This window comes from Actinoplanes sp. M2I2 (genome assembly GCF_023544445.1).
GTDB lineage: Bacteria > Actinomycetota > Actinomycetes > Mycobacteriales > Micromonosporaceae > Actinoplanes.
Genome location: NZ_JALPVJ010000027.1, coordinates 86,028 through 98,725 on the forward strand (window position 1 = coordinate 86,028; position 12,698 = coordinate 98,725).

Genomic DNA, 12,698 nt, shown 5'->3' on the forward strand with positions numbered 1-12,698 from the left:
TCGCGGTGACTGCGGATCAGGGGCCGGGTCAGGCGGAGAAGTCGCTGCCGAAGAGGTGACGGCCGGGGTGGTCGCGGTACAGCAGGCAGTGGTTGTCGTCCTCGTGGCCGGCCGTGCGGACGGCCGTGCAGTTGGCGATGGCGTTGATCTCGGAGGCGGAGAGCGACCACTGCACCCACCAGCCGATGCCCGCCGCGTGCTGGCCCAGGCCCGCGTGGGCGCCGGGGTGGGGGTGTTCGAGCTCGCAGTGCAGCATCCGGTCGAGACCGTGGGGCGGTCGCGGCAGCCGGCTGAGCCAGCCGACCTGCAGATGGTCGAGTTCGACACGGGCCGGGCAGCGGTGCGAGTCGACGACGGCGAGGCTGGTGACGAAGTTGCCGGCTCCCTTGCGGGAGGAGATCAGGCCTTCGGTACGCAGCACGCGCAGCGCCGATTGGACCGTGGTGCGGGCGACGCGGTGTTCCCCGGCGAGCGTGTGCTCGGAGGGGAGTTTGGCGCCGACGGCCAGGCTGCCGGTGAAGATCTGGTGCCGGAGCTCGGCGGCGATCTGCTGGTAGGGGGACAGGGCGGTGGCGGTGTCGGGGGACATTCCTGCACCCTGCGTGACCGGCCGGACGGGAACAAGTGCGCAAGTGCGTGGGATCACGAGCGCCGGTCTATGCAGGCCGGAGCCTGTGGCGGAGCCGGGCCGGATGCAAGAGAGCCGTCACTCAGCGTCAATCTGGCAGGCGGGGGACGCCGGCGAGGAGCTTCCTGGTGTACGGGTGGGTGGGCGCTCCCAGGATCTGCGGGTGGGGCCCTGCTCGACCAGCCGGCCGCCCTCCAGCACGGCGGTCTGCTCGCAGAGTTCGGCCACCACCCCGAGGTCGTGCGACACCAGCAGGATCGTCGGACCCGATCGGCTTCCGAGGAGGCGGCTCAGCTCTCCGCGGGCGGGAGCGAGTGCTGGGGATCACGGCCGGTCAGGGGCCGGTGGGCGTTCCGGGCGCCCAGCGGCGGCTGGGTGCCCCGGCCCTCCAGCAGCGGGGTGGCGCGGTCCCAGCGCGGGCCGTTCCCGTCCTTGCGCCGCCGGGCCATCCCGGAGAGCGCCTCGAGCACGACGCGGTTCCCCAGCATCGCGGTGATCTCGGCGTGGTCGAACGGCGGCGACACCTCGACGATGTCCATGCCCACCACCGGCAGCTCGTGGCAGACGCGGGACACGCTGTCGAGCAACTGCCGCGCGGTGAGACCGCCGGGCTCGGGGGTGCCCGTGCCGGGGGCGTGGCCCGGGTCGCACACGTCGATGTCGACCGAGAGGAAGACGCCGTCGCAGTCGTCGAGGGCGATGGCGAAGGCCTCGTCGAGCACCGCGTCGAGTCCGCGGTGGACGATCTCGCTCATGTGGAACGAGGTCATGCCCTGGTCGGCCATCCAGTCCAGCGTCTCGGGGCCGGGCCAGTAACCGCGCAGGCCGAGCTGCAGGAACCGGTCGCCGCGGACCGCCCCGGACTCGATCAGGCGGCGCATCGGCTGGCCGTGGCCGTAGAGCGAGCCGAACTCGATGTCGCCGGTGTCGGCGTGCGCGTCGAAGTGGATGACCGAGACGCGTCCGGCGCCGTGGTGCCGGGCCACGCCGGCCACGTCGGGCCACGTGATCGTGTGGTCGCCGCCGAGGATCACCGGGATCGCGCCGTGAGCTGTGACGAAGGCGACGGCGTCCTCGATCGTGTCGCAGCTACGCTGGATGTCGCCGCTGAAAACCTCGAGATCGCCGGCGTCGCGTACGGTCAGGTCGCCGCCGAGGGCGTCGACGCGCATCGCCAGATGGGGCCGTGAGGCGTCGTGCGGCAGGTAGTCCGTACCGCGGATGACCTGCGGTCCGAAGCGGGCGCCGGGGCGATGGGAGGTGCCGCCGTCGAAGGGCGCGCCGAGGATGACGACATCGGCGCCGGCGTACGTCTGGGGGTCCTCCCAGTCGCAGGCGGGGACACCCAGGAACGTGTAATCGGGGCCGAACATCGGTCCGTAGCGTGTCACGCTCGGGACTGTATCTCCATACAGTGGCTCGGTACAGCGTTTCTCCGCGCTGATCGACGGGTACCGCGATCCGAAGATTTACAGGGAGGTCGGTACATGCGGACGCTCGGCGGGCGCTACCAGCTCGTGCGGCGCATCGGCGTCGGCGGCATGTCCGAGGTGTGGCGCGGCCACGACCGGGTGCTCGACCGCCCGGTCGCTGTCAAGATCATGGCACCCACGGTCGAGGGCACCCTGGGTGACGTCTCGGGGGTCGATCTCGTCCGGGCCGAGGCCCGTTCGGCCGCCCGGCTGGCTCACCCCAATGTGGCCGGGGTGCACGACTTCGGCACCTCGCGGCCCGACCCGGCCACGCGCGAGGTGCCCTACATCGTGATGGAGCTGGTGGAGGGGCAGACGCTCGGTGCGCACCTGGCCGCCGGGCCGATGGACTGGCGCATCGGCGTGCGGATCTGCGCCGAGGTGGCCGCCGCGCTGGCCGCCGCGCACGCTCACGAGGTCGTCCACCGGGACATCAAGCCGGCCAACGTCATGCTCACCCCGTCCGGCGCCAAGGTGCTCGACTTCGGCATCGCGGCCTCGGCCGGGGTTCCCGACCCCGACCCGGACGGGCCGGTGATGGGCACTCCGGCGTACGTGGCCCCGGAGCTCTTCGAGGGGGTGCCGCCCACCCCGGCGAGCGACATGTTCGCGCTGGGCACGGTGCTGCACCAGTGCATCACCGGGCGCCTGCCGTGGCGGGCCGAGTCGCCGACCGAGCTGGTGCACGCCCAGCGCTACCTCGATCCCGACCCGCTGCCCGAGCTCGACGGCCTGCCGACCGAGGTGGAGGACCTGTTGTCGCGCTGCCTCAACCGTGACCCGCGGGAACGCCCGACCGCGATGGTGGCCGCTCTGCTGCTGGCCGAGGCCGTGGACGCGCGCGTCTACGTGCCCATCCAGGACCTCGGCGCCATGTCGGCCCGCTCGTCGATCTCGCCGTGGGATCAGCGCGCGGCCGACACCCCGACCTCGGTCGCGGTGCCGGACGGCCCGCCGGCCGACGGACCGCCGGCCGATCACGCCGCCGACGAGGCTGTGCAGGTCGGCGGCGGCAAGCACCGGGCCGACTGAGCCCGGCTCCCCGCGGTCTGCTAACCCCGGGGCACGACCACCAGCGGACGGCAGGCCCGGCGGACCAGCCGGGTCGAGACGCCCCCGAGCAGCACGCGCCGCGCCGGGCCGTAGCCCCGGGAGCCGCAGTAGAGCACGTCGACCTCGGTCAGGTCGGCCAGAGCGTCGACGACGTCGCCGGCGATCACCTCCCACTCGGCCTCGAGGTCGGGCACCGACTCGGCGGCCCGTCGCAACGACAGCTCGTACGTCTCCCGGGCGGTCTCCAGGAACGCCCGCTCGACGTCGTCGCCGATGAGGAACGGCAGGCTCGCGTCGCCCTCGGCGACCACGGTGTAGAGCCGCAACGTGTCACCGGTGCGGCGGGCCATCTCGGCGGCGACGCTCAGCGCGGCCCGGCCGTCGGGCGTGTCCACATAGGCGACCCCGATGCGCCGCCGCTCGCCGGGCGGCGCGGGGAGCCCGGCCGGGGTGATCGCGACCGGGCAGACGCTGCCGGCCAGCAGGCGCTCGGCCGTGCTCCCGGCCATCAGCCGCTCCTTGGCGGCGTTGCGGCCCGAGCCGATGACCACCATCGAGGCGCCGAGCTGCTCGGCCAGGTCGTGCAACCCGTGCGCGGCCGACGACGACGCCACCATCCGATAAGTGACCTCACAGGCCACGCCCTCGAGATCCTTGCGGGCGCCCTCCAGCACCCGCTCGGCGGCGCGGTGCCGGTCGGCCACCCATTCGGCGTCGATCCGGCCCGAGCCGAGCGCGGCCGGCGCCGGGTGCACGACGGCCACGACCAGCGGCGCCGCCAGCGTCTCGGCGAACCACCGGCTCAGCGTCACCGCGTCGGGCGAGGTGGGACCGCCGTCCACCCCGACGATCACCGGCCCGGTCACCGGGGGTCACCGTCCTCGGGCCGGTGCGGGTCGTTCTCGCGCGCCCAGTTCGGCGTCGAGCTCGCCTCGCGGCGCAGGCGGGAGTTCTTGTAGCCGTACAGCCAGTAGATGAGCACGCCGATCGCCAGCCAGACGACGAATCGGACCCAGGTGTCCCAGGGCAGGTCGGTCATCAGGTAGATCGCGAACGCGATGCCGATCAGCGGCAGCAGCGGCGACCACGGCACCCGGTAGGGCCGCGGCATCTCGGGACGGGTGCGCCGCAGCACGATCACTCCAATGTTGACCAGGATGAACGCGAACAGCGTGCCGATGTTGACCAGCTTGACGATCTCGCTGAGCGGCACCAGCGCGGCCAGGATGGCGATCAGCACGCCGAGGATGATGGTCAGCCGGGCCGGCGTGCCGTAACGCTGGTTGACCTTGGCCAGCCGCTGGGGCAGCAGGCCGTCGCGGCACATCGCGAAGAAGATGCGGGTCTGGCCGTACATGATGACCAGCACCACGCTGGTGATCGCGACGACCGCGCCGAGCGCCAGGACCGCGGCCGCCCAGCTGATGCCGGCGCCCTGGTCGAGGGCGGCGGCCAGCGGGGCGTCGCTCGACTCGAGCTGCTCGGGGGAGGCGATGCCGATCGCGCCGACCGTGGTGGCCACGTAGAAGATCGTGCAGATGATCAGCGAACCGATGATGGCCAGCGGCAGGTCCCGTTCCGGCCGGCGAGCCTCCTCGCTGCCGGTGGAGACCGCGTCGAAGCCGATGTAGGCGAAGAAGATCACCGCCGCCGCCGTGGTCACCCCGTCGGTTCCCTCGGGGGCGAACGGCTGGAAGTTGCCGGTGCCGAAGTTCGCGAACGCGACGACGATGAAGAACAGCAGCACGGCCAGCTTGACCACGACCATGACGAAGTTGACCCGGGCGCTCTCGCTCACGCCGCGGACCAGCAGGAAGGTGATGGCCAGGACCACGAACACGGCGGGCAGGTTGAAGATGCCGCCGTCCTCGGGCGACTTGGCGATCGCGTCCGGCAGCGCGAAGCCGAAGGCCGCGTCGAGGAACGCGTTGAGGTTGCCGCCCCAGCCGACGGCGATCGCGGCGACCGAGACCCCGTACTCGAGGATCAGATCCCAGCCGATGATCCAGGCGACGAGTTCGCCCATCGTGGCGTAGGTGTAGGTGTAGGCGCTGCCGGACACCGGGATGGACGAGGCCAGCTCCGCGTAGGACAGCGCCGAGAACGTGCAGGCGACCGCGGCCAGCACGAAGGACAGGATGACCGCGGGCCCGGCGATGCCGGCCCCCTCGCCGATCACCACGAAGATGCCGGTGCCGATGATCGCGCCGACGCCCATCGCGGTCAGCTGCGTCGCGCCGACCGCTTTCTTGAGGCCGTGCCCCTCTTCCGCCGTCTCGGTGATGAGGGATCGGACGTCGCGCACCGCGAAGATGCCCGGCCGTCCCGAAGTAGTCGCCATGTCGCCTCTCCCGTCATCGGCTCACGCCTATGTGACTTTGGGCATACCTGTGGTCACCGCGCAACCCGGGGACGACATCGATCGGAGTGACATCGGACCAAATAGGTACGCACCGGGTGTCCGCCGAGGCGGTGGAAACAGACGGCAGCCTGCGAGAACAGCGAACTGCGGGGTACCGTGGCGACGAGCGGGGCCGAAGGTACGGAGGTTCGGTGATGGGCGAGGCGGTGATGACCACGCGGCGCCAGGCGGACGGTGCGCTCGTCGTCGACGTGCGCGGCAGCCTCGACGCGGCCACTGTCGGCGCGCTGCGCGACACGCTGCTCGGCACGGTGCACCGTGAACGCCCGGTGACCTTGATCGTCGACCTGCTGTACGTCACCTTCATGGACTCCCAGGGCATCGGAACGCTGGTCAGCGGCTACAACGCGGCCCGCGAGGTGGGCACCCGGTTCGTGCTGCGCAACCCGAGCGAGTTCGTCCACCGGCAACTGCGGGTGACCGGGCTGACCGAGATGTTCGGCCTGCCCGCGGAACCGTCGTCGAGCCAGACCTACACCCCCTGAATCCCTTCCCCGACAAGCCGCGCGTTCGGCCCCTGCGGCCCTTAGAGTGCGTTCATGGAACGCGCGGCCGGAGCGAGCATCGACAGCGCCGTCCCGCTGCGACGTGATCCCGACTGGCTGACTCTCCCGGCGGCCGCCGGTCGATGGTGGTCGCTCGACCTGCCCGTGAAAAACCTGCGGACCGAGCTCACCGCTCGCGTGTGGTCACCGGCCCAGGAGACCGCGCGCGTGCTGGTCGTCCATGACGGCCCCGACTACGACAAGCACGCCGGGCTGAGCCGCTACGTCGCCGCCTCGATCACCGCCGGGCGGATCGAGCCGTGTCACCTCGTGCTGCTTCCGGCTGGGGACCGCTTCGACTGGTACGCGGCCTTTCCCGCGTACGCCCGGGGGCTCGGACAGGAGATCCTGCCGCGACTCACCGACCGCCTGTCGCCGGGCCGGCCGGTGGCCGGCGTCGGCGCCAGCCTGGGCGCCCTCGCGATGCTGCACTGCCAGCGCCGTCACCCCGAGTCCTTCGCCGGGCTCTTCCTGCAGTCGGGCAGCTTCTTCCAGCCGCGCTTCGACCGCCAGGAGTCGGGGTTCGGGCGTTACCTGCCGATCGTCCGCTGGACCGGGCGGGTGATGCGGGCGGACGACGGCCCCGGCGTGCCGGTGACGATGACCTGCGGCAGCCTCGAGGAGAACCTGGCCAACAACCGCAGCATGGCCGAGGCGTTGCGCGCGCAAGGCTATGAGGTCACCTTGGCGCAGATCGAGGGCGGCCACGACTGGCCGGCGTGGCGCGACGCCTTCGACCCGCACCTGACCGCGCTCCTGCGCAGGATCTGGCCCTCCGGCCATCCACCCCACCACCGCACGACCAACGACTAAACGCTCTATCTCCGGGGAGGCAGCCGTGGCGGACGTCGAGCACACCATCGGACTCTTGCTGGGAACGGAGGACGACTGGCCACGGGCCTACGAGGCGCTGATGCGGCGGCTCGGGGTGGTGAGCGGGCCGGACGGGAAATCGCACCGGGTCGCCGCCGAGCGGGTGACCATCGAGCCGTTCAACCTGCGCGACAAGCCCCGCCACGACCTGGTCATCGACCGGCTGGCCTACTGGTACTACCACCCGCGCGAGTGGCTCAAGAAGATCGCGCTGATGGACGACGTGTACCTGCTGAACAGCCCGTTCACGTTCCAGTCGATGGAGAAGCACGCGGCCTACTGCGCGATGATGCGGCTCGGCCTCAAGGTTCCCGAGACGGTCCTCGTGCCGTACAAGAACCCCCTGGACAACAGCCGGTACGCGTACACGGCGGCCCGGTACAACCAGCAGTTCGACCTCGACGCGACCGCCGCGCAGGTGGGCTATCCGATGTACATGAAGCCCTACGACGGCGGCGCCTGGGTCGGCGTCTCCAAGATCCGCAACCCGGACGAGCTGCACGCCGCCTACGACGCGTCGGGCGAGCGGCTGATGCACCTGCAGGCCTCGGTCGAGGGCTACGACGTGTTCGCCCGGTCGCTGTCGATCGGGCCCGAGACGATGGTGATGAAGTTCCGCCCCGAGCAGCCGATGCACAACCGCTACGAGGTCGACCACGGCTTCCTCGGCGCCGCCCAGGGCGACGAGGTGATCACCATCTCGCGGCTGGTCAACGCGTTCTTCCGCTGGGAGTTCAACTCGTGCGAGTCGCTGGTGCGGGGCGACGAGGTGTACCCGATCGACTACGCCAACGCCTGCCCCGACGTGGCCATCACCTCGCTGCACTATTACTTCCCGTGGGCGATGGCGGCGCTGTTGCGCTGGTCGGTGTTCTGCGTCGTGACCGGTCGCAAACCGCGCCTCGACATGGACACGTCGGCCTACTTCGCGATCGGCGACGACCCCTCCCTCTCGTACGCCGAGAAGCTGGCCGCCTATCGCAAGCTCGCCGACGACTACTTCGAAGCCGATCGGTACGCCGACTTCTGCGCCCGCCACCTGGGCAGTGTCGACGAGATCGTCTACGAGTGGGTGACGTCGGACGAATACCGGTCGCTGCTGCGCGAGACGATCCGGGCCACCTACCCGGTGCACGAGCACGAGAAGTTCCTCGCCCACTTCGGCGGCCTCACCGACGCCTGGATCCGCGACAACAGTCGCTGAGCAAATTTGTCGGACCCGCGGGCTAGGGTCGTCAGCGTGCGGATCCGGATCGAGGGGCGTGACCTGCCGGCCCAGCTTGGTGGGCCGCGGGCTGATGCCCTGCGCCTGGCCAATGTGCACGTCGGGGTGCAGCGGCAGCGTGAGCCGGTCGGGCTCGTGCCCGCGTGGGCCCCGGCGGCCACCTGGGAGTTCGAGATCACGTCGCGGGAGGTCGACGAGTTGCTCGACGTGGGCGGCCCGTGGGTGCACGGCCGCCCGGGTGCCCGATTCCTGTACCTGACCTGGGGCAACGTCGGCCACGACCCGGCCGCGGGCGACAGTTTCGCGATGTTCCGCCGGGCCAAGCTGCTGTTCGGGGACGTGCCCACCGCGATGCTGCGGTCGGCCCACTCCGGTGGCGTCCTCACCGCCGAGCTGGCGCTGACCGACGCCACCGGCGACCCCGTCTCCGCCCGCGTCCGCCCGCCCGACGTCGTCTGGTCGTGGCGATGACCTCCCTGGTGGCGGCCGAGCTGCGGGTGCTCCACGGCTTCGTGGGCCGCGACGGCGCGATCAACCTGTGGGCCGAGGCGGCGCCGCTGCCGTCGCCCGGCCGGGGCGAGCACCCGTTCGCCCTCCCGGCGACCGGACTGCCGGCGGGCGAGACCCGGCCGCCGGCCACGCTCGTGCTGCCCTCGACCAGCGCCGGCCCGCTGCCGTCGCCCCAGCTCGGCCTGCCGCCCCGGCGGGGCACCCCCCGCCTGCGGGCCTGGCTGGTCCCGGCCGTCGTCGTGCCGTTCGTCGACGACGAGGTGGCGGGCGAGTTCGACGGGCGGCTCGGGCGCTCGGTCGAGTGGCTGATCGAGCTCTGTGACTTCGCGGCCGATCTCGTACGACGCGGGCGCGTGCTTCCCGCGGTCCACCCGCACGGGCCGACGGCGCGCTGGCGGCCGGTGCTCACCGGCTTCGACGCGATCCACCGGGACGACTTGCTGCGGCGGCTGCCCGCGGCTGCCCGGGCCGAGCGCGCCCGCCCGGGCGACGTGGCCGGCCTGCCCGCCGAGGACGCCCTCGCCGCGGCGCTCGAACGACTGGTCGACGGCCTGGTCCGCACCCGGCTGGCCGAGTCGGGCGTGCGGCTGGGCGACGGCTGGCTCGCCGCGCTCACCGGCGAGTCCTCCTTCACTGCCGCCCCGGGCCTGGTCGACGAGCTGACCGAGCGGCTCGACGCCTGGCACACCGGCGCCGTCACGGGCGCCGCCGTGCGGGTCTGCTTCCGGCTCAGCCACGTGCGCGAGCCCGATCCCGACGAGCCCGACGCGGTCGACCCCCGCCCGGCCGACGTCGCGGTCCGCGACACCTGGCTGCTCGAGTTCCTGCTGCAGGCCGTCGACGAGCCGAGCGCCCTGGTCACCGCGGCCGACATCTGGCGCGACCGGTACGCCCCGCTGCGCCGCTGGACCAGCCACCCGCAGGAACGCCTGCTGGGCGGGCTCGGCCGGGCGGCCCGGCTCCACCCCGGCCTCGAGGCGGCCCTGCGCGTGCCCCGGCCGGTCGACATGGTGCTCGACACCGAGGAGGCGCACCGCTTCCTCACCCACGCGGCCGCGCTCGAGGAGGCCGGCTACGGCGTGCTCCTGCCGGCCTGGTGGCGCGACAAGCCCGGTCTCGGGCTGGGACTCAACCTGCGCCCGCGCGACCCGATCCCGGCCGTGCTGCGCGACCAGACGGCCGACCTCGCCCACCTGGTCGACTACGACTGGCATCTGGCCCTCGGCGGGCGGGTGCTCACCACCGAGGAGCTGACCGACCTCGCCCAGGCCAAGGTTCCCCTGGTCCGGCTGCGCGGCCGCTGGGTCTACCTCGACGCCGACCGCCTCGACGCCGGGCTGCGCTTCCTGGCCCGCGGCGGCGGCACGATGACCGCCGGCAACGCGCTGCGCATGATCAAGCTGCTGCCGCCCGAGGAGGTGCCGCTGCCGGTCACCGCGACCAGCGGCGAGGGGTGGGCGGCCGACCTGCTCTCGGGCGAACTCGATGAACGGCTCGAACTGCTCGAGCCGCCGGCCGAGCTGCGCGGCACCCTCCGGCCGTACCAGTTGCGGGGCTTCTCCTGGCTCGCCTTCCTCGACGGTCTGGACCTGGGCGCGTGCCTGGCCGACGACATGGGGCTGGGCAAGACCGTGCAGCTCCTGGCGTTGCTGCTGCACCGTCGCAGCGGGCCGGCGTTGCTGATCTGCCCGCTGTCGGTGCTGGGCAACTGGCAGCGCGAGGCGGCCCGGTTCGCCCCGACGCTGCGGGTGGCGGTGCTGCACGGCGCCGAGCGGGCCGTGCCCGACGACGCCGATCTGGTGCTGACCACCTATTCCACCGCTGTCCGGGACGCCGACCAGCTCGCGGCGATCGCGTGGGACAGGGTGGTGCTCGACGAGGCCCAGCACGTCAAGAACAGCGCCGGCACGGCCGCGCGGGCGATCCGCCGGCTCCCGTCGCGCATGCGCATCGCGCTGACCGGCACACCGGTGGAGAATCGGCTGGCCGAGCTGTGGTCGATCCTCGACTACCTCAACCCCGGCGTGCTGTCCTCGGCCCACACGTTCCGCGTGCGCTTCGCCGTGCCCATCGAGAGGTTCGGCGACGAGGACGCGGCCGCGCGACTGCGCCAGGCGACCCGGCCGTTCATGCTGCGGCGCACCAAGTCCGACCCCGTCGTCATCCACGACCTGCCCGACAAGCGCCACGTGCGGCACCTGTGCGGGCTGACCGCCGAGCAGAGCACCCTCTATCGCGCGGTGCTCGACGACATGACGACCCGCCTGAACGAGAGCACCGACCGGTGGAACAAGGGCATCGTGCTGGCCGCGATGACCAAGCTCAAACAGGCCTGCGTACACCCGGCGCTGCTGCTGGGCGACGGCTCGCCGCTGCCCGGCCGCTCCGGCAAGCTGGAACGCCTCGAGGAGATCGTCGACGGCGCGCTGGCGCAGGGCGAGAGCGTGCTGTGCTTCACCCAGTACGCGCGCTTCGGGTCGATGCTGACCCCGCACCTGGCCGCCCGGTTCGGGGTGCCGGTGCGTTATCTGCACGGCGGCACGTCCCGAAAGGACCGTGACGAGATGGTCGCCTCCTTCCAGGCCGACGAGCGTCCGGGGGTCTTCGTGCTCTCGCTCAAGGCGGGCGGGACGGGGCTCAACCTCACCGCGGCCAACCACGTGGTGCACGTCGACCGCTGGTGGAACCCGGCCACCGAGGAGCAGGCCACCGACCGGGCCTTCCGCATCGGCCAGCAGCGCGACGTGCAGGTGCACACGCTGGTCTGCCTGGGCACGCTCGAGGAGCGCATCGACCGCCTGCTGGCCGACAAGGGCGTCCTGGCCGCGCGCGTCGTCGGCAACGGCGAGGGCTGGCTGACCGCCCTGTCCACCACCGAGCTGCGCGAGCTGCTCACCCTCGCCCCGGAGGCCATCGTTGACTGACACCGGACCCCGCCTCCCGGCATCGGCGCGGCGGGCGCCCACCACCGGCCCGGGAGGCTCACGGTGACGGACGATCGGCTCGCGATCGCGTTCCTCGGCACCTTCGAGTCGCTGCGGATGGCGCCCACCTTCGCGCGCGGGCGGCGCGACGAGCGCTCGGGGCATGTGCGCAGCCTGACCATCTCGAGCAGCCTGGTCGTCGCGCAGGTGCGCGGGCCCGAAGACCCGCGCGCGTTCCGGTCGCGGATAGCGGTGCGGGCCTTCGGCGCCTCCGAGTGGGCGGCGATCGAGACGACGCTGGCGGCCGAGGCCCGCTATGCGGCGTCTCTGCTGGGCGGGCAGATGCCGGCGGGCATCGCGGACGTCTTCGCCGCGGCCGGGCTGAGTCTGGTGCCGCTCTCGCTCGACGAGGTCGCCATGGACTGCTCGTGCGAACGCTGGCCCATGCCGTGCGTGCACCTGGCCGCGACCTGCTACGCGGTGGCCCGCAGTTTCCAGGAGGACCCGTTCGGCGCGTTCGCCTGGCGCGGCCGCGGCCGGGACGAGCTGCTGATCCACCTGCGCGAGCTCCGCAACGCCCAGGCCGTCAAGGCTGCGGATCGTACGGCTTCGGCGCGATCGTCCGCAGCGTCTGCTTCCGGCTTTCCCGAGGGGCCCTCCGCCTCCAGGACCTCGGCCTCCAGGACCTTGGCCTCCAGGACCTCGGCCTCCGGGACCTCTCCTCCCTCCGGTGCTGATCCGGCCACGGGGTCGGCGCCGCACTCCGCGGCTGATGACCTCGGGGAGTGGCTCGGCGAGGTGGACGCGTTCTGGGGGAGCCCGTTGCCCGCCGTGGTGCCCGTCGGCGGCCGGCCGGGGTCTGTGAGCAGGCCGGATGCGATTCTCGACCAGCTCGATCCGCCGCCGCTGGCGCAGGACGGGAAGCCGATCGTCGACGTGTTGCGACCCGCCTATCTGGCCCTGCCCGACGAATAGGGGAGGGCCCGCCGCCGCTCGGACTAATCCCATACGTGGGCTTCTGCCCCAGAAGGGGTACACCCTCCGAA

At 72.2% G+C, this 12,698-nt stretch carries 11 protein-coding genes; 7 read left to right on the forward strand and 4 right to left on the reverse strand.

From position 1 onward, the window contains the following. Positions 1 to 28: 28 nt before the first annotated feature. Both HJC40_RS38680 and speB read right to left on the reverse strand, forming a co-directional pair. Complete coding sequence (locus HJC40_RS38680) at positions 29 to 589, reverse strand: winged helix-turn-helix domain-containing protein (RefSeq protein ID WP_250008536.1); 561 nt, start codon at positions 587 to 589, stop codon at positions 29 to 31. Positions 590 to 918: 329 nt separating this feature from the next. After that, positions 919 to 2,019: an agmatinase gene (gene speB, locus HJC40_RS38685; protein WP_250008537.1), complete on the reverse strand. Its 1,101-nt coding sequence runs from the start codon at positions 2,017 to 2,019 to the stop codon at positions 919 to 921. Positions 2,020 to 2,115: 96 nt separating this feature from the next. Between speB and HJC40_RS38690 the strand changes: the two genes are divergently transcribed. Next, positions 2,116 to 3,132 (forward strand): serine/threonine-protein kinase, encoded by a 1,017-nt coding sequence (locus tag HJC40_RS38690; protein ID WP_250008538.1) that lies wholly within the window; start codon positions 2,116 to 2,118, stop codon positions 3,130 to 3,132. A 20-nt stretch (positions 3,133 to 3,152) separates the two neighbouring features. Here the strand turns inward: HJC40_RS38690 and HJC40_RS46440 are convergent, their stop codons facing one another. Both HJC40_RS46440 and HJC40_RS38700 read right to left on the reverse strand, forming a co-directional pair. After that, positions 3,153 to 4,019, reverse strand: coding sequence for a universal stress protein (locus tag HJC40_RS46440; protein ID WP_250008539.1), 867 nt, complete (start codon positions 4,017 to 4,019; stop codon positions 3,153 to 3,155). Beyond that, positions 4,016 to 5,494 (reverse strand): amino acid permease, encoded by a 1,479-nt coding sequence (locus HJC40_RS38700; RefSeq protein ID WP_250008540.1) that lies wholly within the window; start codon positions 5,492 to 5,494, stop codon positions 4,016 to 4,018. The genes HJC40_RS46440 and HJC40_RS38700 overlap by 4 nt, the downstream gene beginning before the upstream one ends. 215 nt (positions 5,495 to 5,709) lie before the next feature. Between HJC40_RS38700 and HJC40_RS38705 the strand changes: the two genes are divergently transcribed. The 6 genes from HJC40_RS38705 (at position 5,710) to HJC40_RS38730 (ending at position 12,627) form a co-directional block, all read left to right on the forward strand. Further along, positions 5,710 to 6,060, forward strand: a complete 351-nt coding sequence (locus tag HJC40_RS38705) for an STAS domain-containing protein (RefSeq protein WP_250008542.1) — start codon at positions 5,710 to 5,712, stop codon at positions 6,058 to 6,060. Positions 6,061 to 6,114: 54 nt separating this feature from the next. Further along, positions 6,115 to 6,933, forward strand: coding sequence for an esterase family protein (locus HJC40_RS38710; RefSeq protein ID WP_250008543.1), 819 nt, complete (start codon positions 6,115 to 6,117; stop codon positions 6,931 to 6,933). Between the two features lie 25 nt (positions 6,934 to 6,958). Then, complete coding sequence (locus HJC40_RS38715; RefSeq protein ID WP_250008544.1) at positions 6,959 to 8,197, forward strand: hypothetical protein; 1,239 nt, start codon at positions 6,959 to 6,961, stop codon at positions 8,195 to 8,197. 36 nt (positions 8,198 to 8,233) lie between these two features. After that, positions 8,234 to 8,689 carry a DUF5990 family protein gene (locus HJC40_RS38720; RefSeq protein WP_250008545.1) on the forward strand — a complete coding sequence of 152 codons (456 nt, stop codon included), beginning with the start codon at positions 8,234 to 8,236 and terminating at the stop codon, positions 8,687 to 8,689. After that, positions 8,686 to 11,652 carry a DEAD/DEAH box helicase gene (locus HJC40_RS38725; protein WP_250008546.1) on the forward strand — a complete coding sequence of 989 codons (2,967 nt, stop codon included), beginning with the start codon at positions 8,686 to 8,688 and terminating at the stop codon, positions 11,650 to 11,652. The genes HJC40_RS38720 and HJC40_RS38725 overlap by 4 nt, the downstream gene beginning before the upstream one ends. 63 nt (positions 11,653 to 11,715) lie before the next feature. Continuing rightward, positions 11,716 to 12,627, forward strand: coding sequence for a hypothetical protein (locus HJC40_RS38730; RefSeq protein ID WP_250008547.1), 912 nt, complete (start codon positions 11,716 to 11,718; stop codon positions 12,625 to 12,627). The last annotated feature ends 71 nt before the right edge of the window (positions 12,628 to 12,698 follow it).

Bases quoted from the DNA above. Each gene is read 5' to 3' on its own strand.
- HJC40_RS38680 (WP_250008536.1), bottom strand. From the start codon at position 589: ATGTCCCCCGACACCGCCACCGCCCTGTCCCCCTACCAGCAGATCGCC.
- HJC40_RS38690 (WP_250008538.1), top strand. From the start codon at position 2,116: ATGCGGACGCTCGGCGGGCGCTACCAGCTCGTGCGGCGCATCGGCGTC.
- HJC40_RS38700 (WP_250008540.1), bottom strand. From the start codon at position 5,494: ATGGCGACTACTTCGGGACGGCCGGGCATCTTCGCGGTGCGCGACGTC.
- HJC40_RS38705 (WP_250008542.1), top strand. From the start codon at position 5,710: ATGGGCGAGGCGGTGATGACCACGCGGCGCCAGGCGGACGGTGCGCTC.
- HJC40_RS38710 (WP_250008543.1), top strand. From the start codon at position 6,115: ATGGAACGCGCGGCCGGAGCGAGCATCGACAGCGCCGTCCCGCTGCGA.
- HJC40_RS38725 (WP_250008546.1), top strand. From the start codon at position 8,686: ATGACCTCCCTGGTGGCGGCCGAGCTGCGGGTGCTCCACGGCTTCGTG.